20 protein-coding genes are annotated in these 23,720 nt (G+C 71.3%); 12 read left to right on the top strand and 8 right to left on the bottom strand.

The window, feature by feature from the left end:
- Positions 1–124: 124 nt before the first annotated feature.
- The 3 genes from ACFVJQ_RS39380 (at position 125) to ACFVJQ_RS39370 (ending at position 5,375) form a co-directional block, all read left to right on the top strand.
- Positions 125–2,923, top strand: coding sequence for an ATP-binding protein (locus ACFVJQ_RS39380; RefSeq protein WP_385790593.1), 2,799 nt, complete (start codon positions 125–127; stop codon positions 2,921–2,923).
- Between the two features lie 156 nt (positions 2,924–3,079).
- Positions 3,080–3,742 carry an ATP-binding cassette domain-containing protein gene (locus tag ACFVJQ_RS39375; protein WP_385790591.1) on the top strand — a complete coding sequence of 221 codons (663 nt, stop codon included), beginning with the start codon at positions 3,080–3,082 and terminating at the stop codon, positions 3,740–3,742.
- Between the two features lie 4 nt (positions 3,743–3,746).
- Entirely contained in the window at positions 3,747–5,375 is a 1,629-nt protein-coding gene (locus tag ACFVJQ_RS39370; RefSeq protein ID WP_385790589.1) for a DUF6297 family protein, read from the top strand.
- Positions 5,376–5,457: 82 nt separating this feature from the next.
- On the opposite strand, the gene ACFVJQ_RS39365 is transcribed toward ACFVJQ_RS39370, so the two are convergent.
- The 5 genes from ACFVJQ_RS39365 to ACFVJQ_RS39345 form a co-directional block, all read right to left on the bottom strand.
- The gene (locus ACFVJQ_RS39365; protein WP_385790587.1) at positions 5,458–6,840 is read right to left on the bottom strand and encodes an ATP-binding protein; all 1,383 of its coding nucleotides are present in this window, start codon (positions 6,838–6,840) and stop codon (positions 5,458–5,460) included.
- Between the two features lie 27 nt (positions 6,841–6,867).
- Positions 6,868–7,578, bottom strand: a complete 711-nt coding sequence (locus ACFVJQ_RS39360) for a response regulator transcription factor (RefSeq protein WP_385516090.1) — start codon at positions 7,576–7,578, stop codon at positions 6,868–6,870.
- 272 nt (positions 7,579–7,850) lie between these two features.
- The gene (locus tag ACFVJQ_RS39355) at positions 7,851–8,450 is read right to left on the bottom strand and encodes an FMN reductase (RefSeq protein ID WP_385516091.1); all 600 of its coding nucleotides are present in this window, start codon (positions 8,448–8,450) and stop codon (positions 7,851–7,853) included.
- Positions 8,447–9,538, bottom strand: coding sequence for an LLM class flavin-dependent oxidoreductase (locus ACFVJQ_RS39350; RefSeq protein ID WP_385516092.1), 1,092 nt, complete (start codon positions 9,536–9,538; stop codon positions 8,447–8,449). Before ACFVJQ_RS39350 ends, ACFVJQ_RS39355 begins: the two co-directional genes overlap by 4 nt.
- A 108-nt stretch (positions 9,539–9,646) precedes the next feature.
- The gene (locus ACFVJQ_RS39345) at positions 9,647–10,117 is read right to left on the bottom strand and encodes a hypothetical protein (RefSeq protein WP_385516093.1); all 471 of its coding nucleotides are present in this window, start codon (positions 10,115–10,117) and stop codon (positions 9,647–9,649) included.
- Positions 10,118–10,281: 164 nt separating this feature from the next.
- Here ACFVJQ_RS39345 and ACFVJQ_RS39340 point away from each other — a divergent pair, with 164 nt between their 5' ends.
- From ACFVJQ_RS39340 to ACFVJQ_RS39325, 4 genes are all read left to right on the top strand, one after another.
- On the top strand, positions 10,282–10,617 hold the full coding sequence (locus ACFVJQ_RS39340) for a YnfA family protein (protein WP_385790584.1): 336 nt from the start codon (positions 10,282–10,284) through the stop codon (positions 10,615–10,617).
- A gap of 133 nt (positions 10,618–10,750) precedes the next feature.
- Positions 10,751–11,524, top strand: coding sequence for an SDR family NAD(P)-dependent oxidoreductase (locus ACFVJQ_RS39335; protein WP_385790582.1), 774 nt, complete (start codon positions 10,751–10,753; stop codon positions 11,522–11,524).
- On the top strand, positions 11,521–11,676 hold the full coding sequence (locus ACFVJQ_RS39330; protein ID WP_385516095.1) for a hypothetical protein: 156 nt from the start codon (positions 11,521–11,523) through the stop codon (positions 11,674–11,676). The genes ACFVJQ_RS39335 and ACFVJQ_RS39330 overlap by 4 nt, the downstream gene beginning before the upstream one ends.
- Before the next feature lie 43 nt (positions 11,677–11,719).
- Entirely contained in the window at positions 11,720–12,985 is a 1,266-nt protein-coding gene (locus tag ACFVJQ_RS39325; protein ID WP_385516096.1) for a GNAT family N-acetyltransferase, read from the top strand.
- Positions 12,986–13,035: 50 nt separating this feature from the next.
- Here ACFVJQ_RS39325 and ACFVJQ_RS39320 read toward each other — a convergent pair whose 3' ends face one another.
- Positions 13,036–14,229 carry an RtcB family protein gene (locus tag ACFVJQ_RS39320; protein WP_385790580.1) on the bottom strand — a complete coding sequence of 398 codons (1,194 nt, stop codon included), beginning with the start codon at positions 14,227–14,229 and terminating at the stop codon, positions 13,036–13,038.
- Between the two features lie 214 nt (positions 14,230–14,443).
- Here ACFVJQ_RS39320 and ACFVJQ_RS39315 point away from each other — a divergent pair, with 214 nt between their 5' ends.
- The 3 genes from ACFVJQ_RS39315 (at position 14,444) to ACFVJQ_RS39305 (ending at position 17,745) form a co-directional block, all read left to right on the top strand.
- Positions 14,444–15,298, top strand: a complete 855-nt coding sequence (locus ACFVJQ_RS39315) for a DUF3558 domain-containing protein (RefSeq protein WP_385790578.1) — start codon at positions 14,444–14,446, stop codon at positions 15,296–15,298.
- A 154-nt stretch (positions 15,299–15,452) separates the two neighbouring features.
- Complete coding sequence (locus ACFVJQ_RS39310; protein ID WP_385790576.1) at positions 15,453–16,292, top strand: DUF3558 family protein; 840 nt, start codon at positions 15,453–15,455, stop codon at positions 16,290–16,292.
- Positions 16,293–16,422: 130 nt separating this feature from the next.
- The gene (locus tag ACFVJQ_RS39305; RefSeq protein ID WP_385516100.1) at positions 16,423–17,745 is read left to right on the top strand and encodes a DUF2637 domain-containing protein; all 1,323 of its coding nucleotides are present in this window, start codon (positions 16,423–16,425) and stop codon (positions 17,743–17,745) included.
- A 61-nt stretch (positions 17,746–17,806) separates the two neighbouring features.
- Here the strand turns inward: ACFVJQ_RS39305 and lysS are convergent, their stop codons facing one another.
- Positions 17,807–19,549, bottom strand: a complete 1,743-nt coding sequence (lysS, locus tag ACFVJQ_RS39300; RefSeq protein WP_385790574.1) for a lysine--tRNA ligase — start codon at positions 19,547–19,549, stop codon at positions 17,807–17,809.
- 310 nt (positions 19,550–19,859) lie between these two features.
- Between lysS and argS the strand changes: the two genes are divergently transcribed.
- On the top strand, positions 19,860–21,623 hold the full coding sequence (argS, locus tag ACFVJQ_RS39295) for an arginine--tRNA ligase (protein ID WP_385516102.1): 1,764 nt from the start codon (positions 19,860–19,862) through the stop codon (positions 21,621–21,623).
- Positions 21,624–21,666: 43 nt separating this feature from the next.
- The gene (locus ACFVJQ_RS39290) at positions 21,667–22,470 is read left to right on the top strand and encodes a DUF4253 domain-containing protein (RefSeq protein WP_385790572.1); all 804 of its coding nucleotides are present in this window, start codon (positions 21,667–21,669) and stop codon (positions 22,468–22,470) included.
- Positions 22,471–22,554: 84 nt separating this feature from the next.
- Here the strand turns inward: ACFVJQ_RS39290 and hemB are convergent, their stop codons facing one another.
- Positions 22,555–23,547, bottom strand: coding sequence for a porphobilinogen synthase (gene hemB, locus ACFVJQ_RS39285; RefSeq protein ID WP_385790570.1), 993 nt, complete (start codon positions 23,545–23,547; stop codon positions 22,555–22,557).
- Between the last annotated feature and the right edge of the window lie 173 nt (positions 23,548–23,720).

Raw genomic sequence — 23,720 nt, 5'->3', positions numbered from 1 at the left:
GTGGTCGTGAGTCTCGATCGGCCCGGTGTCTTGTCGGGCTTGATCGCCGTGGTCACAGCCTCTCCCGGCCGGGATGCGGTCCGCCTCCGTGCTGACCACGGAAAGCACCACGGATAATGAGCCGGTGTCCAGTCCGGTGGTCTCGGCTCGGGAAGCCGACGTGCTCGCGCTGCTCGGGGAGCACCTGAGCAACGCGGAGATAGCCGCGCGGTTGTTCATCTCCGTACGCACGGTCGAGTCGCATGTCTCCTCGCTGCTGCGCAAGCTTCAGGTGCCGGACCGGCGGGCGCTGTCCCGGCGCGCGGCCGAGCTCGCTCCCGCCGAGCAGTCGCGCTCGGCAGCCGCCCTTCCGGCACCGCTGACGGCGTTCGTCGGCCGGGTGCGCGAGCGCGGGGAGCTGGCCGAGGCGGTGAAGGCGCACCGGCAGGTGACCGTGGTCGGTCCGGGCGGGGTGGGAAAGACCCGGCTGGCGCTGGCCGTGGCGGCGGAGGCGGCCGACGGTTTCGCCGACGGGGTGTGGTTCGTCGATCTGGTCCCGGTCACCGATCCGGGGCGGGTAGGGGCGGCGGTCGCGGCGGCCGTGGGTGTGGGCGAGCAACCCGGCCGCGGCATCGACGACGCGGTGCTGGCCGCGCTGGCGGATCGCCGGGCGCTGCTGGTGCTGGACAACTGCGAGCAGGTACGCGACGGGGTGGCGCCGTTCCTGGAGCGGCTCTTGACGGCCTGCCCGCGGTTGCGGGTGCTCGCCACGAGCCGGGCCCGGCTGATGGTGCCGTTCGAGCGGGTCTTCCCGGTCCCGCCGCTGTCGCGGGCCGGCGGCGACGAGTCGGAGGCGGTGGCCCTGTTCATGGACCGGGCGGCGGCGGTCGGCCGGCCGCCGGGTCCGGCGGTGAGCGAGGGGGTCGTGGCCCTCTGCGAACGGCTCGACGGCATGGCGCTGGCGATCGAGCTGGCGGCGGCGCGGTGGCCCACGCTCGGGCTGGACGGCCTGACGGCCGGTCTCTCCGATCAGCTGCGGATCCTCACCGGCGGACCCCGCGCCGACGACCGGCACCGGTCGGTGCGGGCGGTGCTCGACTGGAGCCACGACCTGCTTCAGCCGCAGGATCGGGCGCTGCTGCGGCGGGTGTCGGTGTTCGTCGTGCCGTTCACCGCCGAGGCGGCCGCTGAGGTGGCCGGGTTCGCCCCGCTGGATCCGGCTGCGGTTGCCGATGGGCTGGGCAGGCTTGCCGAGCAGAGCCTGCTCACCGTGACACCGTCCGCGGCCGGCACCCGGTACCAGGCGCTGGAGACCATCCGCCAGTACGGCATGGAGCGGCTCGCCGACGCCGGTGAGCTGACCGTTGTCCGATCCCGCCATGTGGATCGGTGCCTGGCCGGCGCGACCGCCCTCGTGGGAGCCGGCGGCGCGGACTGGCGTGCCCGGTTCGACGCCGTGGCGGACGACCTCAGGGCCGCTCTCGCCTGGGCCGCCGAACAGCCGGAGCGGCGCGCGGATGCCTGTCGTCTCGCCTTGTCCCTGGCCGAGTTGGCCTTCTCCCGCAACCTGCTGGGCGAGTCTCAGCAACGGTACGAGCAAGCGGCCGCCCTCGCTGACGACGGCGGCGCCGCGGCGCTGCGACAGGCCGCCGCGGTGGCCGGGTGCCGCAGGCTCGGCGACGACATGTTCCGTCTGCACCATGCCGCCGCACAGGCCGCCCGGCGGGCCGGGGACACCGCCGGCGCCGGCCGCGACCTGGCGGCCGCCGCCACCGTCGCGTACCGCTTCTCCAGCGAGTTCACGCGCATTCCCCCCGTGGACGAGGTGACCGCCATGCTCGCGACCGCGCGAGAGCTGTCCGGTGATGCCCCGGCCGCCGTGGCAGCCGTTGCGCTGGCCGAGGCGGCGGTGGTCGCGGACGCGTTCGGTGCGGTCCAGGGAGACGTGGACAACACCGCGCAGGAGACGGTCGAGCGAGCCGAAGAGGCCGTCGGGCTCGCCCGGCGGGCGGGCGACCCGGTGGCCGAGTCCGCCGCCCTCGACGCGCTCTCCGGCGCCCGTTGCTGGGCCGGTGACCCGTTCGGCGCCGCGGCCGCCGCCCGGCGTCGGATCGACATCCTGGATGCGGCACCGCGCACCCCCGCCCGTACGCACGAGTGGATGGACGCCGTCGCCATGGCCGCCGGAGCCGCCCTCGGTGTGGGCGAGTTGCCGCGGGCCCGGCAGTGGGGCAGGCAGCTCGCCGACCATCCACTGCTCGCCGAGGTGAGCCACCACGCCACGTCCTGGCTCCTGATCGCAGACGCGTTCGCGGGCCATGCCGACGACGTCCTCACCGGCAGCGTGAGATTCCTCGACGCGTGGCAGCGGAACGGCCGGCAGCGGTCGTTCTCTCTCGGCCCGGGCGCCGCGTCGGTCGCAATGATCCACGGCCTGCGCGGCGACCACGACGCCCGGGCAACCTGGCTCGCGGTCGTCGACCGGGCGGGCACCGCGGCGGAGCACCGCCATGGCTACGGCGCGGTCTTCGACGCCATGGTCCTGCTCCATCACGGAGACGCAGACGCGGCCCTGGAGCGCGTCGCACCGGAGCCGGACCAGGTGTGGAAGTGGGTCTCCTGGATCTGGCTGCACTGGTACGTGGCACTCCGGGCGGAGGCGTCGGTGCTCGCCGGGCATCCGGACGCCCGGGACCGGGTCGACGCCGCCCGGACCCTGGTCGCCGGAAACCCGGTCGCCACCGCCCAGCTGGACCGGGCACAGGCGCTGCTCGACGGCGACCTGCCGCGCCAGCTCGCCGCCGCAGCGGCGTTCGACGCGGCCGGCTGCCCCTACCAGTCGGCACGCACACTGCTGCTCGCCAGGGGCGAGCACGCCACCGCCGGCACAGCCGCACTCGCCGGCCTCGGCCTCGCGTTTCCCAGACCCGACGCTGGTTGCTGACCGCGTCGATCAACGTGCGGCGACGCAATTCAAGGTCGACTTCCGGTCATACCGATCATTTGTTCTTGATCGGCTCTTTGCCATCCGCCTAGCGTCATCGGCCATGGGACCCATGCTTACGACGACCTGCTCGCGGGCATCGGCGGACGCGGAATCGTGACCGCCCTGCTGGAGCTGACGGACGTACGGCACGGATACGACGGCCGCGTGGTCCTCGACGGCGTGAGCCTGACCGTCGGTGCGGGCGAATGCGTCGCCCTGCTCGGCGAGAACGGCTCCGGGAAGTCCACCCTGCTGCGGCTCGCGGCCGGGCAGGAGATCCCGGAGACGGGGAGCGTGACCTTCCGCGGCAGGACCATGAGCGAGGACGACGGGAGCGTACGGGCCGCGGTCGCCACCGTTCTGGCGGGCGGGGCGGGGTATCCCGACCTCAGTGTCCGCGAGCATCTGATGCTGGTGGCGCTGGCCCACGGCCTGGGCGAGGAGGCGGCCGGCGCGGTCGACGAGGTGCTCGCCGAGCACCACCTCACCGGGCGCGCCGAGGCGCTCCCCCACCAACTCTCCTCCGGACAGGGCCAGTTGATGGCCCTTGCGCAGGCCTTCGTACGGCCCGCAGAACTGATCGTCCTCGACGAACCGGAACAACGGCTCGACGCGGACGCCCGCGAGCGGCTGGCCGGGCGGCTGCGGTCCGCGAAGGAGGACGGGACCGCGGTGCTGCTGGCCACGCACCACCGGGCGCTGGCCGAGGCCGTGGCCGACGCGCAGTACACGCTGTCCGGCGAAGGACGGCTGGTCGCGGGTGCGGCCAGTGACTGAGCCGGTGACGCGTCCTTCGCCACCCACCGTGCACGAGGACCACACCGAGGCTGTGCTGGCCCAGCTGCGCATATTGCGGACGCACCAGCGCGACGAGCGGCGCAAGAGCATCGCGTACACGCTCTACTGCACGGCACTGCTGTTCGCCATCTGGGGCGTGCCGCTCCTGCTGGCCGCGGCGCGGGCCGGCGCGGACGGGCGGCTGCGGGGGCCGGTGGCCGAACGGCTGGTCTCGGCGCTGCCGACGACCGCGCCCGCCGTGCTGGCCACCGTGGTGATGATGATGGCCGCGCGGGCGATGTGGCAGGGCCCGGTCCTGCTGGAACGGGCGGCGCTGACCTGGCTGGTGCCGCAGCCCGTGCAGCGGCGTGCGCTGCTGCGGCCGCGCTTCGTCGCGGCGTCCGTGACCAACACGGCGATCGCGACCGCGGTCGGCGCGACGGCCGGGTTCCTGCTGCACGCCCTGGGCGTCGGCTCCTGGTGGGCCGCGACCGGGGCCGGCGCGGCGGCCGGCGGTGCGGTGGGCTTCGCGGGGACGGCGCTGGGCGCTGTCGTGCAGTGCCACTGCGACACGCTGCTGCGGCAACGGGCCGGGATCCGGCGTACCGGGTGGGCGGTGGTGGCTGCTCTCTGGCTGCTCGCCGTGGTGTCGCTGGTCCACGGTCCGTGGGCCGGGGAATCGATCGCCTGCTGGTCGGGGCCGTGGGGCTGGGCCGCGCTGCCGCTGGTGGCGGTCGCGGGCGGGGCCCCGGTGGCCGCCGGAGGAGTCGGGGGCGGGCTGGCGGCCCTGGTCGTGGCGTGGGCCGGTGCCGTCGGTACCGGCGCGGCGGCGCGGATTCCGGCCCGGGTGCTGCGGACGCAGGCGGGCACAGCGCTACGGGTGCAGGCGTCCCTGTACTCGCTCGATCTGCGCCAGGCCCGGGCGGCGGTACGGACGTCCCGGTCCCGTCCCGTGCGCTCCGGTGTACGCCTGCCGTTCCCGCGCCGGGCCGGGCTGCTCGTCCCGTGGCGCGACACGACCGCGCTGCTGCGGGCGCCCGGGCGGCTGCTGTGGGCGGTGGTGTGGGCGGCCGTCGCCGTCGCGCTGGTGGGCCTGGACGACGTACCGGCGCCGGTCACGCTGATGGCGCTGCCGGCCGGGTATCTCGCGGCCGCACAGCTGGCGGAACCGGCCCGGCTGGAGGCGGACGACGTACGGCGCTCGGCCCAACTGCCCTGGACCGCCGCCGGGTTGGTGCTTCGGCACGGGCTGGTGCCGGCGGCGGGGCTGCTGGTGCTGTTCGTTCTCGGCCCGGCGGTGGCCGGGGCGGCCGGCCTGTGGTCGGACCGTCTGCTGGTCCTGCCCGCCCTGGTGCCGGCGCTGGTCGGCGCCGCGCTGGTGAGCGCGTACCGGGGCACGGTCCCGGTGCATCTGATGACCGGCTCGATGACACCGCTCGGGGACACGGGGCCGTTCGGCGCGCTGCTGTGGCAGGTGCGGGGGCCGCTGGTGGCGCTGGGTGCGCTGGCCGTGGTGGACGGTCCGCTGCGCGGGGCGGAACCGGACGTCGTGGGACTGCTGTGGCCGCCGCTCGTCGGGGCGGGGACGGCCTGGTGGGCGGGGGTGACCGCGCGCAGGACCGTGCGGGGGTGACCGCGCGCAGGACCGTGCGTGGGTGAGCACGGCTCGGTACGGGTGGGTCGAGCACGCCGGGCACAGGCCACCGCGTTGATCCTCACCCCCCGCCCACCGTGAACCCGATCACCGACCCGCCCCCCTCCCGCCGATGCGCGAACGGCGCTCCCCCGTGCGCCAGCGCCACCTCCCGGACGATCGACAACCCCAGCCCCGACCCCGGCAGGGACCTCGCATCCGCAGCCCGGTAGAAGCGGTCGAAGACCCGGACGAGGTCGGCGTCCTCGATGCCGGGGCCGCGGTCCAGGACCTCTACACGGATCGTGCCCGGCCGGGCGGGACCGGCGACGACGATCTCGATGGGCGAGGTGCCGTCGCGGTCGAACTTCGCGGCGTTCTCGACGAGGTTGGAAATCGCCCGGGTGAGCATGCCCGGCCGGCCCTCCGTGGTCGTGTCGCCGCACGCGCGGACCACGATCCGGTGTCCGGTACGGCGCCGGGTCAGGCCCGCGACATCCTCGGCGAGGTCGGCGAGGTCGACCCGCTGCACGGGTTCGGTGTCCGACTGTCCGGCCGCGAGGTCCACCAACTCGTTGACCAGATCGGTCAGTTCACGCGCCTCCTGGCCGAGGTCGGCGACCAGTTCGTCCCGAGAGGCGGGCGGGAGTTCGTCGATGCGGCGCAGGAGCGAGATGTTCGTACGCAGGGAGGTGAGCGGCGTACGGAGTTCATGGCCCGCGTCCTGGACCAGGCGGCGCTGGTCCTCCTCGGACTGGGCGAGGCGGCCCAGCATCCGGTCGAAGGCCCGGCCGAGCCGGCCCACCTCGTCGCTGCCGGTGACGGGCACGTCGATGCCGAGCCGCCGGGTGCGGGCGACGGCCTCCGCGGCCGAGGTGAGGATCACCAGCCGGCGCGTGATGTGCCGCGCCAGCCACCAGCCGAACAGGCCCGCCCCGGTCACCACCGCCGCCATCAGCAGCAGCGTCCGCTGCTGAAGCGCCCGCAGCAGATCCTCGGTGTCGCTGAACTCCTGCGCCACCTGCACCGCGCCCCGCTCACCGCCCAGCGCGACGGTGGCGACGCGGTAGACGTCGTCGCCGACGTCGACGTCCCGGTGCTCCACCAGCCGCCCGGCGGCAGCGGCGGCGGCGACCTCACGGTCGGCGTCGGTGACCGGCAGCCCGGGGTCGCCCTTGTCGACGACGCTGCCGTCCGGGCCGAGCACCTGCACGTCCGTGCGGGCGGGGCGGACGAAGTCGTGTCCCGGCGCGGAGGAGAAGTCCACCGGATCCATCCGGCGCTGGCTCACCTCGACCCGCAGGTCCTGCACGACCTCGTCGAACACGGACTGCTGGTCGACGCGGACGAGCCGGGCGGCGGCGCCGTAGGAGAGGATGCCGACGAGGACGGTGACGGCGGCGGTGATGGCCGCGAACGACAGCGCGAACGTGGTCCGCAGCGACGCCAGACGCGGCCACCGCACGGCCGGAGACCACGACGGGCGCACCGCTCAGTCCCCCCGCAGCACGTAACCCACCCCGCGCACCGTGTGGATCAGCGGCGCCGCCCCCGGCTCGTCGAGCTTGCGGCGCAGATAGCCGACGTACACGGCGAGGTTCTTGGAGCCCGGCCCGAAGTCGTAGCCCCAGATACGGTCGTAGATCGTGGAGTGGTCGAGGACGATCCCCTCGTTGCGCACCAGCAGTTCGAGCAGCTCGAACTCGGTGCGGGTCAGCTCCAGTTCGCGCCCGCCACGCCAGGCACGCCGGGCCTGCGGGTCCATGCGCAGCCCGGCCGCCTCGATCTGCCGCCCGGGCACGGGCGGCTTCTCCCGTACGTCCATGGCGGCGCCGTTCGCGGTGCGCCGCAGCAGGGCCCGCAGCCGGGCGAAGACCTCCTCGACGTCGAAGGGCTTCACCACGTAGTCGTCGGCACCGGCGTCCAGCCCGGCGATCCGGTCCGCCGTCTCCACCAGCGCCGTCAGCATCAGGATCGGCGTCCGGTCACCCTCGGCGCGCAGCACCCGACACACCTGGAGTCCGTCGATCCCCGGCATCATCACATCCAGGACGAGCACGTCGGGCGGGGTGCGGTGGGCCTGCGCCAACGCCTCGACCCCGTCGGCGACCGCCGTCACCGCGTAGCCCTCCAGCGTCAGGGCCCGCTCCAGGGCGTGCCGGATCGCACGATCGTCTTCAGCCAGCAGAACAGTCGGGGCCACGCGTCCAGTGTGACAAAGCGCCCGAGTCGTACGACCGTATGAGCAGCACCCACCCGGCCTTCTTACTGGCCTCTCACCAGGCCGACCCGCCCATCCGCAGGCATTCGTGCCGCCTGGGGCGGCGCGGGCGGCACCCGCCACCTCGTCAGTCCACGGGCATTCGTGCCGCCAGGGGCGGCACGGGTGGGCGCGGGCGGCACCCCGTCAGCGCCGGGCTGCGCACCGCACCCCGCGCCAGCCCCCACCCGCCCCCGCCCGGACGGCCAACCGCATCACGCCCCCCGCCGCAACGCCGCCAGTTGCTCCTCGAACGGCACCACCTCGAACCCCCCGGCCTTCGCCGGCCGCGGCACCTTCGGCGTGAGCCCGCCCATCAGCCCCGCCAGTTCCCCGGCCGCCCGCTCGATGCGCCCGTCCAGCCCCTCGGCACCCCAGTCCTCCGAGGCGGCGTACACCCCGGTCGGGACGACGACGGCCCGCAGGTAGGCGAAGAGCGGACGCAGCGCGTGCTCCAGCACCAGCGAGTGCCGGGCGGTGCCGCCGGTCGCGGCGATCAGCACCGGCTTCCCGGCGAGCGCGTCCTTGTCGAGCACGTCGAAGAAGGACTTGAACAGCCCGCTGTACGACGCGGAGAACACCGGCGTGACCACGATCAGCCCGTCGGCCTCGGTCACCGCGTCGAGGGCGGCGCTCAGCTGCCGCCCGGCGAAGCCGTTGGTGAAGTTGTGCGCGATCTCGACGGCGAGCTCGCGCAGCTCGATGACCTGCACCTCCGCCGAAGTCCGGTCGGCGGTGGCCTTGGCCAGCCGGTCGGCGAGCAGCCGGGTGGAGGACGGGACGCTCAGCCCCGCGGACACGACGACGAGCTTCATGCGGCGTTCACCCTTTCCGAGGCGGCGGCGAGCAGGGACTGGTGGGTGGGGGCGTCCGGCACCCCGGTCGGCCGCCCCTTGGCGAACTCCTTGCGCAGCACCGGCACGACCTCCTCGCCCAGCATGTCGATCTGCTCCAGCACGGTCTTCAGCGGCAGTCCGGCGTGGTCCATCAGGAACAGCTGGCGCTGGTAGTCACCGGCGTACTCGCGGAAGCTGAGCGTCTTGTCGATCACCTGCTGCGGCGAGCCCACGGTCAGCGGGGTCTGGTCGGTGAAGTCCTCCAGGGACGGCCCGTGCCCGTAGACCGGCGCGTTGTCGAAGTACGGCCGGAACTCCCGCACCGCGTCCTGCGAGTTCTTCCGCATGAACACCTGCCCGCCGAGCCCGACGATCGCCTGCTCGGGCGTGCCGTGCCCGTGGTGCGCGTACCGCTCCCGGTACAGCTCGACCATCCGCTTGGTGTGGTCGGCCGGCCAGAAGATGTTGTTGTGGAAGAACCCGTCGCCGTAGAAGGCCGCCTGCTCGGCGATCTCGGGCGACCGGATCGACCCGTGCCAGACGAACGGCGGGACGCCGTCCAGCGGCCGGGGCGTGGAGGTGAAGCCCTGCAGCGGCGTACGGAACTTGCCCTCCCAGTTCACGACGTCCTCGCGCCACAGCCGGTGCACCAGGGCGTAGTTCTCGATGGCGAGGTTGATGCCCTGCCGGATGTCCTGCCCGAACCAGGGGTACACCGGCCCGGTGTTGCCGCGGCCCATCATCAGGTCCACCCGGCCGTCGGCCAGGTGCTGCAGCATCGCGAAGTCCTCGGCGATCTTCACCGGGTCGTTGGTCGTGATCAGGGTGGTGGACGTGGACAGGATCAGCCGCTCGGTGCGGGCGGCTATGTAGCCGAGCAGGGTGGTCGGCGAGGACGGCACGAACGGCGGGTTGTGGTGCTCGCCGGTCGCGAAGACGTCCAGGCCGGCCTCCTCGGCCTTCAACGCGATGGCGACCATGGCCTTGATCCGCTCGCGCTCGGTCGGCGTACGGCCCGTCGTCGGGTCCGGCGTGACGTCGCCGACGCTGAAGATCCCGAACTGCATGGTCGCCTCCAAGGTTGTTGACCGTTGAACTATATCCCTCGAACGGTCGACATCGTGCCCTTATTCCGAGCACCCCTGGAGACGAAAAAAGGAGAACAGAAGCCGAGGTCAGAAGTAGTACGTGTCCCCGGTGTCCAGCACGAGCACCCGCTGCCGGTCGTTCTGCCGGTTACGGTCCACCGCCCCACCGCTCCACACCGTGTCGACCTCCATCAGCACCTCGGTCGGCGTCCCCCGCAGCCGTACCCCCAGCCTGAGATCCGCACCGAGCGTGTCCGCCGGCAGCGCGCCCACCCGGCACAGCACCACCCGCGCACCGGAACGCGCGCACCCGTCGGGCAGCGTCTGCCGGTTCTCGAGCGGCTGCGACCAGCGCAGCCGTACCGTCGCGTCCGGCACGGCGGACGGCCCGTGATTACGCGGGGTGATCCGCACCTCGACCCGGCCGGAATCCAGCGTCGCGGCTCCGTGATAGGCCAGATCGGCCTCCTGAGCCGTCTCCGCTCCGGCGAGCGGAGCCACCGCACCGACCGTCATCAGGGCGGCACACCACACGCCCAGCACCCTCATGCCTCGCATACCGCCACACTCCTCACTCCGCCGTGGGCTTCGTACGGGATGTATCCCACGCGGAGCCGACCCCAGGCACCGTCCATCAGGTGACGCGAAGCCCGGGAAACAGCGATCCCTCCCCAGGAAACGGCGACGCCGGCCCCGGAACCCCGGCATGCGAAGCTGCCCGCATGCTCATCCTCCGCTCCGCCGCCCTCTTCGTCGTCGCCGCCCTCTTCGAGATCGGCGGCGCCTGGCTGGTCTGGCAGGGGTACCGGGAGCAGCGCGGCTGGCTCTGGATCAGCGGCGGCATCCTCGCCCTCGGCGCCTACGGCTTCGTCGCCACCTTCCAGCCGGACGCCCACTTCGGCCGCGTCCTCGCTGCATACGGCGGAATCTTCGTCGCCGGCTCGATCGCCTGGGGCGTGATCGCGGACGGCTACCGGCCCGACCGCTGGGACATCACCGGCGCGCTGATCTGCCTGGCCGGCATGGCCGTGATCATGTGGACGCCGCGCGGCGGCTGAACGTCACGAGATGATCACCCACCTCGATTCCCCACCTCATCCCCCGCCTATCCTGGCGAAGAAGCACATCGACCAGCGGCCCCACACCGGCGTGGCGCCCACCCGCACCACACCGCGCAAGAGGAGCAGCCGTATGACGACCCCCGCCGCCGCGTCCCGTATCGCCGTCGTCACCGGTGCCAGCAGCGGCATCGGCGCCGCCACCGCCCGGCAGCTCGCCGCGGTCGGCTACCGCGTCGTCCTCACCGCCCGCCGCAAGGACCGTATCGAGGCCCTCGCCGAGGAGATCAACGCGGCCGGCCACTCGGCGACGGCGTACCAGCTGGACGTCACCGACCGCACGGCGGTCGACGAGTTCGCCACGGCCTTCAAGACGATCGGCGTGCTGGTCAACAACGCCGGCGGCGCGCTCGGCCTGGACCCGGTCGCGACCGGCGACCCGGCGGACTGGCGCCAGATGTACGAGACCAACGTCATCGGCACCCTCAACCTCACCCAGGCCCTGCTCCCCGCCCTCGTCGCGAGCGGCGACGGCACCGTCGTGGTCGTCTCGTCGACCGCAGGCCACGGCACGTACGAGGGCGGCGCCGGCTACGTCGCCGCCAAGCACGGCGCCCACGTCCTCGCCGAGACGCTCCGCCTGGAGATCGTCGGACAGCCGGTCCGGGTGATCGAGGTCGCACCCGGCATGGTCAAGACCGACGAGTTCGCCCTCACCCGCTTCGGCGGCGACGAGGACCGCGCCGCCAAGGTCTACGAGGGCGTCGCCGAGCCCCTCACCGCCGACGACGTCGCCGACACCATCACCTGGGCGGTCACCCGCCCCGCCCACGTCAACATCGACCTCCTCGTGGTCCGCCCGCGCGCCCAGGCCTCCAACACCAAGGTCCACCGGGATCCCCGGTGACGGACCCCGAACCCGAACACCGGCGCCTGGCCCGCCAGGCCGAGGAAAAACGCGGTGAACGCCACATGTGGATATGGCTCGCCTACTTCCTCTTCGGCATCCACATCATCGCGTTCGTCATGATCTACGCGGTACTGCACGCCCCGAAGTGAAACCGCAGATGGCGGCACCGACCGTCACCTAGAGTCGCTGATCGTGGACAGACACATACGCTTCGACGGCCTGCACAACTTCCGCGACCTGGGCGGCTACCCGACCGGCGACGGCCGACGGGTCCGCTCGTCCCGCCTCTACCGCGCGGACTCCCTCGGCAAGCTGACCGAGGGCACGGCCGACTGGGACCGCTTCCTGGCCCTCGGCGTCCGCACGGTCATCGACCTCCGCTACCCGTGGGAAATCGAGAGCCACGGCCGCATCCCGGAGCACGCGTCCTTCACGTACCACAACCTCAGCATCGAGCACCGCCCCTACGACCAGACGGCGCTGACCCCCGACATCGACCCGGGCCCGTATCTGGCGGAGCGCTACCTGAACGTTGCGGAGGACGGCACGAAGGAGATCCGCCGCTCCCTGGAACTGGTCGCGGCAGCGGCCGAGGCGGCCGACCCTCTGGTCTTCCACTGCGCCTCGGGCAAGGACCGCACGGGCCTGCTGGCCGCCCTGGTCCTGGGCCTGCTGGGCGTCCCCGAGTCGACAATCGTCGAGGACTTCGCCCTCACCGAGCTGGCGGCACCGGCACTGCTGGCCGACTGGCGGTCCCGCAACAACGGCAGAACACCGACCTGGCCGGCCTTCGGCCGCGCCCCGGCCCCGGTCATGCACCTGTTCCTCAGGGATCTGACGGCCCGTTACGGCTCGATCGAGGGCTACGTGCGCCAGGCGCTCTCCCTCGACCCGGATGCCCTGGCCGCAACCCTCCGCGCGGCCCTTCTGGAACCGACGCGCACGACCTGGCCGGAACTGACGTACCGCCAGGCCACCGAAGCCGACGCCCCCATCCTGGTCCGCCTGCGCGACTCGGCCGCGATCTGGCAACTGGCCCGCGGCATCACCCAGTGGCAGCCGGGCGAGAAGGACGAGGCCCACTTCCGCCGACGCATGGCGGAGGGCGAGGTCTGGCTGGCCCACGCGGACGGCCACCTGGTCGGCGCCTGGGAACTCTGGTGGGACGACCCGGCCGCCTGGGGCCCCCGCCCACCCGAGGCCGGCTACATCCACCGCCTGATGACCACCCCGCACACGGCCCCACCAGCCACCGGCCGCGCCATGCTCACCCAGGCCGAATCCCGCATCACCGCCACAGGCCGCCAACTGGCCCGCCTGGACTGCCTCGCCTCCAACCCACGCCTGCGCGCCTACTACGAGGCGGCGGGCTACCGGGTGGTCGGCGAACAGCGGGCGAAGGAGGACGGCTCGGGCAGCACGTACGCGGTCACGCTGCTGGAGAAGCGACTCGCATGACCACGTCGGGGCCCGAGCCACGCCGACCCGGGCCCCACGTGAGCCGAACCTCAGCCCTTCACACAGACGACCTGCTTCAGCTTCGCCACGACCTCCACCAAGTCCCGCTGCTGATCGATGACCTGCTCGATCGGCTTGTACGCGCCCGGGATCTCGTCCACGACGCCGGAGTCCTTGCGGCACTCCACGCCCCGCGTCTGCTCCTCCAGGTCCTTCGTGGAGAAGCGCCGCTTGGCGGCGTTGCGGCTCATGCGCCGGCCTGCGCCGTGCGAGGCCGAGTTGAAGGACTTCTCGTTTCCGAGGCCCTTAACGATGTACGAACCCGTGCCCATGGAGCCCGGGATGATGCCGTACTCGCCGGAGCCGGCCCGGATCGCGCCCTTGCGGGTCACGAGCAGGTCCATCCCGTCGTAGCGCTCCTCGGCGACGTAGTTGTGGTGCGCGCTGATCTCGGGCTCGAAGGTCGGCTTTGCCTTCTTGAACTCCTTGCGGATGACGTCCTTGAGGAGCGCCATCATGATCGTGCGGTTGTACTTCGCGTACTCCTGCGCCCAGAACAGGTCGTTCCGGTACGCCACCATCTGCGGGGTGTCCGCCACGAAGACGGCGAGATCGCGGTCGACCAGGCCCTGGTTGTGCGGGAGCTTCTGGGCCACACCGATGTGGAACTCGGCGAGTTCCTTGCCGATGTTGCGGGAACCGGAGTGCAGCATCAGCCAGACAGAACCGGTCGTATCCGTGCACACCTCGACAAAGTGGTTGCCGGATCCGAGCGTTCCCATCTGCTTCGTGGCACGTTCCTGACGGAATTTGACCGCTTCAGCCACCCCGCCGAACCGCTCCCAGAAGTTGTCCCACCCGGCCGTGGCCAGCCCATGGAACCGCCCCGGATCCACGGGATCGTCATGCATCCCCCGCCCCACCGGAATAGCCTGCTCGATCTTCGACCGCAGCCGCGAAAGATCCCCCGGAAGATCATTGGCCGTCAGGGACGTCTTCACCGCCGACATCCCGCACCCGATATCCACCCCCACCGCCGCAGGACAAACAGCCCCCCGCATCGCGATGACCGACCCGACCGTCGCACCCTTCCCGTAATGCACGTCCGGCATCACGGCCAGCCCCTTGATCCACGGCAGCGTCGCGACGTTCCGCAGCTGCTGGAGCGCCACGTCCTCGACCGTCGTCGGGTCGGTCCACATCCGGATCGGCACCTTCGCGCCAGGCATCTCGACGTACGACATATCGCCTCATCCCCCGTAAAACCGGTGAAAACAAACCAGAAGTCCTGAATCGCAAAACCGGCGCCAAGGTCGACGTAACGGACAACGGACCGGCGTTCACGGCAGTGCGTGCGATACACATTGTCTCCAGGCGGCACCCCCGTGCGGCAACCGAATAACCAGCGGGGACACTGGCAGACCAGGCAAGCGCACCACCGTGGAGAGGAGCCTGACCGTGCAGCGGAAGGCGTACGTACCCGGCGTCGCCGCGCTCCTCGCGGCCCTGCTGGCCGGCTGCACCGGCAGCTCGGACGACGGTGGCACCACGGACGACTCCAACCCCGGCGGCTCCGGTACGGCGACGGCGGCGGCCGAGCCGGGCCGCTACCGCACGCTCCCCGAACCGTGCAGCGCGGTCGGTCAGGACACCCTCGACTCCCTCCTGCCCGGCATCCAGCAGATCGCCGACGAGGAACAGCGCGAAACGGCCTACGCGGGCGAGCCCACCCTCACCTACGACAACGACCGCAAGGTCGGCTGCCGCTGGAAGGTGGAGTCCACGTCCGCCACGGACCATCTGTACGTCGATTTCGAGCGCGTGGTGTCCTACGACAACGCCGTCAGCGACGACAGCCAGGCCGAGCAGCTCTTCGCCACCCGGCAGACGGCGGCCGACCTGCCGGAGCCCATCGCCTCCGAATCCTCGCCGTCCGCCCCGTCGTCGACGTCCTCCCCGTCCTCGACACCGTCGGAGTCCGCCGACTCCCCTGCCTCGCCCGGCTCTTCCGGCAGCCCCGAGGACGGTTCCTCCACCAACCCGACCTCGACCGCGAGCGCCACCCCGGCCGAGCTCCAGCCCCGCATCCTGGACGACCTCGGCGACGAGGCCTTCCTCGACGACGAGCTGAGCAGCTCCGGTTCGACGGCCAAACAGCGCACGGTGACTGTGGCGTTCCGCACGTCCAACGTCATCGTGACCGTCCAGTACGAGGAGCAGCCGGCCACGGTCGGCGTCGTGCCCGACAGCAAGGAAATGCAGGACAGGGCCCGGAAGCTGGCGTCCCGGCTGGCCGACTCGCTGGCGGAATGACACCCCTTCGGGCCGGACTGCAAAGCAGATGAAGCGGGTCCGCACAGTTCCTTCACCGCGTACCGTGGCCCCTCGGACCCGATCCGGACGCCGGCGCCACCGGCGGCACCGGGACCCATCCGGCCTCAGGAACCAGAGCGTGAGTGAAGGAACCATGCAGCGACGAGCACAGCGAGACGACCAGGCTGACCAGCGTGCCGAGCGGGCGAAGCGCCTGAACCGCGTCCTTGTCTGCGCGGCGGCCGTTCCCGTGATGCTGATCGCCGCCGGCTGCTCCTCGGACTCCGGCTCGAGTGATGACGCCAAGAAGGCGTCCGAGAGCGCGTCGAGCGTGTCCGCGAGCCCCTCGCCCACCGTGCAGGCGGCGGCGTACTCGGAGTTGCCCGAGCCGTGCGCGGTGCTGTCGAAGAAGACGTTGGGCGAACTCGTCCCGAAGGGCTCGAAGTCGGGCAAGGAGGGCAACTCCGACGATGTGTCGATGCGGGGCAGCTGCTCCTGGGACAGTCTCGACAACAACGGCGTCGACGGCTCGCAGTTCCGCTGGCTGAACGTCTCGCTGTTGCGCTTCGAGTCCGATGTCACCCGCGGCGAGGGCGACAAGCTGGCGCAGGAGTACTTCGCGAAGCAGGTCAAGGACGTCCAGGCGACCGAGGGCGCGAAGGGCACCAAGACCGAGTCGGTGTCCGGGACGGGCGACCAGGCGACGGCGGTGCGCTACGACCTGAAGAAGAAGGAAGGCACCTTCAAGCAGCAGACGATCGTCGCGCGCGTGGAGAACGTCGTCGTGACCCTCGACTACAACGGCGCGGGTCTGGCCGGCGACAAGACCCCCGACGCCGACGATCTGATGAAGGCGGCGAAGAAGGCGGCCGAGGAGGCGGTGGCCGCGGTGACGAAGGCGAACGGCGAGAGCGGCTCCGCCGCCGCTCCTGAGGCCTCCAAGTCCCCCTCGAAGTCGGCGACTTCCTCCAAGTCTCCGTCCAAGGAGAGCTGACGCCGCGGGTCACCGGACGCCACCGGTAGAGTCACGGAAGGGCTGACGTGCCCGGACCGGCCACCCGCCCCCCGTACGCATGTGCCACCCTGTTGGCCGCGCAACAACACGCAGTGGGAGGGGAGTACGGGTGGCCGCGCCACTACAGCTGACACGGACGCACCGCGTTCTCATCGCCGTGGTCGTCTTCGGTGCCGTGATCATCGCGGGCATCGGTTTCGCGGGTTCGTACGCCGCGGTACGTGAACTCGCGCTCAAAAAGGGCTTCGGGGACTTCAGTTACGTCTTCCCGATCGGCATCGACGCGGGCATCTGTGTCCTGCTCGCCCTGGACCTTCTGCTGACCTGGATCCGCATCCCGTTCCCGCTGCTGCGCCAGACGGCGTGGCTGCTGACGGCGGCGACGATCGCCTTCAACGGCGCGGCGGCCTGGCCGGACCCGCTGGGCGTGGGCATGCACGGGGTCATCCCGATCCTGTTCGTGGTGGCGGTGGAGGCCGCCCGCCACGCGATCGGCCGGATCGCCGACATCACGGCCGACAAGCACATGGAGGGCGTCCGCCTCACCCGCTGGCTGCTCTCCCCTGTCCCCACGTTCCTGCTCTGGCGCCGTATGAAGCTCTGGGAGCTCCGCTCCTACGACCAGGTCATCAAGCTGGAACAGGAACGCCTCGTCTACCAGGCCCGCCTCCGCTCCCGCTACGGCCGGGCCTGGCGCCGCAAGGCCCCGGTGGAGGCCCTGATGCCCCTACGCCTGGCCAAGTACGGCGTCCCCCTGGCCGACACGGCCCCAGCGGGCCTGGCAGCGGCGGGCATCGAGCCAACGCTGATACCTCCGGCACCGAGGCATGAGCTGACTGCGGCGGACGTGGCCGATGAGTCTGCCGCCACAGCTGCGGGCAGTCGTGCCGCTGGGGCGGCACGGGTGGGCGCAGCGGCGCCCAACAGCGGGCAGCGCCCCCAAGGCGACAGCACCCCCGACGCAGAGCACGTGGACTACACCGAGCCCCAGAACCCCTGGCTGCACGCCCGGGACCCGCAAACCATCGAGTACCACGGCGGCTACGACCCCACCTACGACCCCGAAGCCGCCTACGCCCGCTGGTACGAGGAACAGCAACAGGCCGAGCAGTACCAGCAGCAGTACGAGGAACCCCCTCCGCCCCCGGAACCCTCCCCGGAGGACACCGGCACGTTCCCCATCCCGGTAGGCCCCAACCGCACCCGCGAACTCGGCGAAGGCGGCGGCACCCCCGCCCCCGAACTGACGGAGGAGGACTACTACCAGGTCTTCAAGAAGTCGATCGACGGCAGCTATCCCACCTCGGGCCAGTTCAGGGACGACGTGGAAGCGACCTACGGCAGCGTGCTCCCGCAGCGCGAGGCCGAGCGCATGGTCAACCGCTTCACCAACCGCCACACGGCGGAACTGCAAGAAGACCACATCGCGTAACCCGCATACGACGATGGGGGCGCCCGGAGAACACCGGGCGCCCCCATCGTCGTAGCGTGGCTTACTCCCCGAGCAGCTTCCGCACCCGGCCCTGCCCCACCGCCAGCAGCAGCGTAGGCAGCCGCGGCCCGGTGTCCCGCCCCACCAGCAGGTGGTACAGCAGCGCGAAGAACGACCGCTGAGCCGTCTTGATCTCCGGCGGCAGCTCCTTCGGCGTGGCGTCCGCCGGGAACCCGGCCTGCACCTTGGGCACGCCGTACACAAGGTGCGTCAGCCCGTCCAGCGACCAGTGCTCCTCCAGCCCGTCGAGCAGCAGCCGGATCGACTGCTGGGACGCCTCGTCGAGCGACTTCAGCAGCTCGGCATCGGGTTCGTCCCGCACGATCGTCCGCTGATCGGCCGGCACATGCGTGTTGATCCACGCCTCGGCCTTGTCGTACCGCGGCCGCACCTCGTCGAGCGAGGCCAGCGGCTTCTCCGGGTCGAGCTCGGAGAGAATCCGCAGTGCCTGGTCCTCGTGCCCTGCGGTGATGTCGGCGACGGACGCGAGCGTCCGGTACGGCATCGGCCGGGGCGTCCTCGGCAGCTCACCGGCGGCCGTCCGCACGGCACGCGAGTGTGCGGCGACGTCGGCGGGCAGGGCGGAGCCGTCGGTGACCTTGGCGTCGAGCTTGTCCCACTCGTCGTAGAGCCGCTGGATCTCCTGGTCGAAGGCGATCTTGAAGGACTGGTTGGGCTTGCGGCGGGCGTACAGCCAGCGCAGGAGCTGCGGCTCCATGATCTTCAGCGCGTCGGCCGGGGTGGGCACGCCACCGCGCGACGACGACATCTTCGCCATGCCGCTGATGCCGACGAACGCGTACATGGGCCCGATCGGCTGCTTGCCGCCGAAGATCCCGACGATCTGCCCGCCGACCTGGAAGGACGACCCCGGAGACGAGTGGTCGACACCGCTCGGCTCGAAGATGACCCCTTCGTACGCCCACCGCATCGGCCAGTCGACCTTCCAGACCAGCTTGCCGCGGTTGAACTCGTTCAGCCGGACGGTCTCGGAGAAGCCGCAGACCGTGCAGGCGTACGTCAGCTCGGTGGTGGTGTCGTCGTAGGAGGTGACGGTGGTGAAGTCCTTCTCGCAGTTGCCGCAGTACGGCTTGTACGGGAAGTACCCGGCGGTTCCGGAGCTGCCGTCGTCCTCGGACGCGGCGCCGGACCCCTCCTCGGCCTCCAGCTCGGCCTCGTCGACGGGCTTCTGCGACTTCTTGGCGCCGGCCTTGGGCTTGGTCCGGTACTGGGCCAGCACCGCGTCGATGTCGCCCCGGTGCTTCATGGCGTGCAGGATCTGCTCCCGGTACGCCCCGGAGGTGTACTGCGCGGTCTGGCTGATCCCGTCGAACTCCACGCCCAGCTCGGCCAGCGACTCGATCATCGCGGCCTTGAAGTGCTCGGCCCAGTTCGGGTGGGCGGAGCCCTTCGGCGCGGGCACGGAGGTCAGCGGCTTGCCGATGTGCTCGGCCCAGGACTCGTCGATCCCGGCGACACCGGCCGGCACCTTGCGGTACCGGTCGTAGTCGTCCCAGGAGATGAGATGCCGGACCTGGTGTCCCCGGCGCCGGATCTCGTCGGCGACCAGGTGCGGCGTCATGACCTCGCGCAGGTTCCCCAGGTGAATGGGCCCGGAAGGTGACAGGCCGGACGCGACGACAACGGGTTTGCCCGGGGCCCGACGCTCCGACTCCTCGATGACCTCATCCGCGAAACGGGAGACCCAGTCGGTGGTCTCGGTGCTCTGACCCACGATCGGCACGTCCTTCTTTCCTCATCCGCAGCCGGCCCGGTCACACGGCTGCCCGCTCCATTCTCCCAGCAAGCCGAGCATCCACGAAAACCCCTTTTCACCGCGGTGAGAGCCTGCGGGCAGTCGCACCCGCCCAGCTGCGGGCAGTCGTGCCGCTGGGGCGGCACGGGTGGGCGCAGGCGGCACCCCGCCAGCGCCGGGCTGCGCGACCCACCCCCACACCGGGGCACACAGCTCACGGCACCCGGAAAAACCCCTTTACCCCCCATGGGATACTGGCCGTGTCTATCCATCCCACGAGGAGAACGGCACCCACTCCATGGCCCCGGTCACGTCCCTCACCGCTTCCGTCCACCAGCACCTCGCCGACGCCCTCGCTTCCGCCCTCCCGGAAGCCGACGGAGTCGACCCGCTGCTGCGACGAAGCGACCGGGCGGACTTCCAGGCCAACGGGATCCTGGCCCTCGCGAAGAAGGCGAAGGCGAACCCGCGCGAGCTGGCGACGCAGGTCGTCGCCCAGGTCACCACCGGCGATGTGATCAAGGACGTCGAGGTCTCCGGCCCCGGCTTCCTCAACATCACGGTCACCGACCAGGCGATCACCGACAACCTCGCCGCCCGCGCCGCCGACCCGGAGGGCCGTCTGGGTGTGCCGCGCGCGGAGCACCCCGGCACGACGGTGATCGACTACGCCCAGCCGAACGTGGCGAAGGAGATGCACGTCGGCCACCTCCGCTCCGCGGTGATCGGCGACTCGGTCGTCCAGCTCCTTGAGTTCACCGGCGAGAACGTGATCCGCCGCCACCACATCGGCGACTGGGGCACGCAGTTCGGCATGCTCATCCAGTACCTGGACGAGCACCCGCACGAGCTGGACCACAAGGACGCCCAGGTCACCGGTGAGGAGGCGATGTCGAACCTCGACCGCCTCTACAAGGCCGCGCGGAAGTTCTTCGACTCCGACGAGGAGTTCAAGACCAGGGCCCGCCGCCGCGTCGTCGACCTCCAGGCCGGCGACCCGCACACGCTCGCCATGTGGCAGAAGTTCGTCGACGAGTCGAAGATCTACTTCTTCTCCGTCTTCGAGAAGCTGGACATGGAGATCCGGGACGCGGACATCGTCGGCGAGTCGGGCTACAACGACATGCTCGCGGAGACCTGCCGCCTCCTGGAGGAATCCGGCGTCGCCGTCCGCTCCGAGGGCGCCCTGTGCGTCTTCTTCGACGACATCAAGGGCCCGGACGGCAAGCCGGTCCCGCTGATCGTCCAGAAGTCCGACGGCGGCTACGGCTACGCGGCGACGGACCTGTCCGCGATCAGGGACCGCGTCTTCAACCTGAAGGCGAACAGCCTGATCTACGTCGTGGACGCCCGCCAGTCCCTCCACTTCAAGATGGTCTTCGAGACGGCCCGCAGGGCGGGCTGGCTGAACGACGACGTGAAGGCGTACCAGCTGGCCTTCGGCACGGTCCTCGGCAAGGACGGCAAGCCGTTCAAGACGCGTGAGGGCGAGACGGTCAAGCTGGTCGACCTCCTCGACGAGGCGATCGACCGCGCCTCGGCCGTCGTACGGGAGAAGGCCCAGGACCTGTCCGAGGGGGAGATCGCCGAGCGCGGCGCCCAGGTGGGCATCGGCGCGGTGAAGTACGCGGACCTGTCGACGTCGGCGAACCGGGACTACAAGTTCGACCTGGACCAGATGGTGTCGCTGAACGGCGACACGAGCGTGTACCTCCAGTACGCGTACGCCCGTATCCAGTCGATCCTCCGCAAGGCCGGCGAGGTACGCCCGGCCGCGCACCCCGAGCTGGACCTGCACGAGGCGGAGCGGGCCCTCGGCCTGCACGTGGACGCGTTCGCGGAGACGGTCGCGGAGGCGGCGGCGGAGTACGCCCCCCACAAGCTGGCGGCGTACCTCTACCAGCTGGCGTCCCTGTACACGACGTTCTACGACAAGTGCCCGGTCCTGAAGGCGGAGACGCCGGCCCAGGTAGAGAACCGCCTGTTCCTGTGCGACGTCACGGCCCGCACCCTCCACCAGGGCATGGCCCTGCTCGGCATCCGCACCCCCGAGCGCCTCTGATCGCAAAGTCCGATTGTCAGTGGCTGCGCCTACAGTCACTGACATGGCGACTCTTCCCAACCCGCTGCCGAAGCTGGCCTCCGACCCCACCGGCCGCGCCCTCGGGCTCGAACTCCCGCCCGGGAGACTGATCGACGCGACGGACGAGGGGCAGTGGCACGAACCGCTGCTGTGGCATGCCGACATACCGGCGGCGGCCGGTGCCTGGGCGGCGCTGGAACCGGCCCGGCGGACCGGTGGGCTCCTCCCGCTGCTCGTCGATGTGGGCGGCAGCCAAGAAGGGCCGGACAGCTGGGAGTTGATGCCCGGCGAGATGTCGTACGCGGGGGATCACGACCCGGAGGACGTACTCGCCGAGTACTGGGAGGAGTACGCGGCGGACGAGGCCGAGCAGGGCGAATGGCCGGGCCTGGCGTCCGCGCCGGCCCGCGGCACGGGCGACCCCGATCCCGATGAACTCGCCGCCGAGATAGCCGACTTCCTGGTGGCAGACGGCTCCTGGCTGAAGGAGCCGCGCCTCGCCCTCGTACCCGCCCGCCGTAGCGCGGACATCCCGGCGGCGATCGGCTGGTCGGGCCCGCTGAACCACGAGAACGACGTGGCCCGCCTCTGCGCGGTGCTCCGCTCCTGGGAGGACCGCTTCGGCATACGCGTCGTCGCGCTCACCTTCGACCAGCTGATCGTCTCGGTCGCGGCACCGCCCGCCACCCTGGCGGAGGCGGAGGCGGTGGCCGTCGAGCACTTCGCGTTCTGCCCGGACAACATCCTGCAGAGCAGCGCCCCCGGACTGCGGTCGTACGCCGATCACCTGATCGACCAGGAGATCTGGTCCTTCTGGTGGGACTGACCGCACCGGCCGGGCCACCCCGCCCGCCCAGCGGCACCATCACCGGCTTCTCGATGCCGCCCAGCGGGACGTCGTATGCGCGGACTACCTCAGCTTCTGCGCCACTTCGGTGGCCCAGTACGTGAGGATGTTCTGCGCGCCGGCCCGCTTGATCCCGGTCAGCGTCTCCAGGATCGCCCGGTCCCGGTCGACCCAGCCCTTCTCCGCGGCGGCCTCGATCATCGAGTACTCGCCGGAGATCTGGTAGGCGGCCACGGGCACGTCCACGGCGTCCGCGACCCGCGCCAGGATGTCGAGGTAGGGTCCGGCGGGCTTCACCATCACCATGTCGGCCCCCTCCTCCAGGTCGAGGGCCAGCTCGCGCATCGACTCCCGTACGTTGGCGGGGTCCTGCTGGTACGTCTTGCGGTCGCCCTTGAGGGAGGACGCGACGGCCTCGCGGAAGGGCCCGTAGAAGGCGGACGAGTACTTGGCGGTGTAGGCGAGGATGGCCACGTCCTCGCGCCCGATCTGGTCGAGCGCGTCGCGGATGACGCCGACCTGCCCGTCCATCATCCCGCTGGGCCCGACGACATGCGCGCCCGCGTCGGCCTGCACCTGGGCCATCTCGGCGTACCGCTCCAGGGTGGCGTCGTTGTCGACCCGCCCCTGCTCGTCGAGCACTCCGCAGTGGCCGTGGTCGATGGTCTCGTCCAGGCACAGGTCGGACATGACGAGCAGATCGTCGCCGACCTCGGCCCGCACATCGCGGATCGCGACCTGGAGGATCCCGTCCGGGTCGGTCCCCGGTGTCCCGACCGCGTCCTTCTTCGACTCCTCCGGCACCCCGAACAGCATGATCCCGGAGACCCCGGCCTCCACCGCCTCCACGGCCGCCTTCTTCAGGCTGTCCCGGGTGTGCTGCACGACCCCGGGCATCGCCGCGATCGGCACCGGCTCGCTCACACCTTCCCGCACGAACGCGGGCAGGATGAAGTCGGCCGGATGCAGCCGGGTCTCGGCAACCATGCGCCGCATGACGGGAGTGGTTCGCAGCCGCCGCGGCCGCGAACCGGGAAAGGATCCGTACTTCGTCATACGCCCTACGCTACGCCCGCCAGACCCCCACCTTTGCCGACGGGACGTCGGGGCCCACGCCCCCGCAGCTGCCGTAGCTGCGGGCAGTCGTGCCGCTGGGGCGATGGGGGTCCCCCCGCTCGAGCGAAGCCGAGAGTGGGGGAGGGTGGGCGCAGCGGCACCCCGCAGCGCCG

This window comes from Streptomyces sp. NPDC127197 (assembly GCF_042672405.1).
Classification (GTDB): domain Bacteria; phylum Actinomycetota; class Actinomycetes; order Streptomycetales; family Streptomycetaceae; genus Streptomyces; species Streptomyces flavusporus.
This window is presented reverse-complemented; position numbering and strand designations above follow the sequence as displayed.

Coding starts and splice junctions, on each gene's coding strand:
- ACFVJQ_RS39355 (WP_385516091.1), bottom strand. CDS start 8,450: ATGAAGCTCGTCGTCGTGTCCGCGGGGCTGAGCGTCCCGTCCTCCACC.
- ACFVJQ_RS39350 (WP_385516092.1), bottom strand. CDS start 9,538: ATGCAGTTCGGGATCTTCAGCGTCGGCGACGTCACGCCGGACCCGACG.
- ACFVJQ_RS39345 (WP_385516093.1), bottom strand. CDS start 10,117: ATGCGAGGCATGAGGGTGCTGGGCGTGTGGTGTGCCGCCCTGATGACG.
- ACFVJQ_RS39340 (WP_385790584.1), top strand. CDS start 10,282: ATGCTCATCCTCCGCTCCGCCGCCCTCTTCGTCGTCGCCGCCCTCTTC.
- ACFVJQ_RS39335 (WP_385790582.1), top strand. CDS start 10,751: ATGACGACCCCCGCCGCCGCGTCCCGTATCGCCGTCGTCACCGGTGCC.
- ACFVJQ_RS39320 (WP_385790580.1), bottom strand. CDS start 14,229: ATGTCGTACGTCGAGATGCCTGGCGCGAAGGTGCCGATCCGGATGTGG.
- ACFVJQ_RS39310 (WP_385790576.1), top strand. CDS start 15,453: ATGCAGCGACGAGCACAGCGAGACGACCAGGCTGACCAGCGTGCCGAG.
- argS (WP_385516102.1), top strand. CDS start 19,860: ATGGCCCCGGTCACGTCCCTCACCGCTTCCGTCCACCAGCACCTCGCC.
- ACFVJQ_RS39290 (WP_385790572.1), top strand. CDS start 21,667: ATGGCGACTCTTCCCAACCCGCTGCCGAAGCTGGCCTCCGACCCCACC.
- hemB (WP_385790570.1), bottom strand. CDS start 23,547: ATGACGAAGTACGGATCCTTTCCCGGTTCGCGGCCGCGGCGGCTGCGA.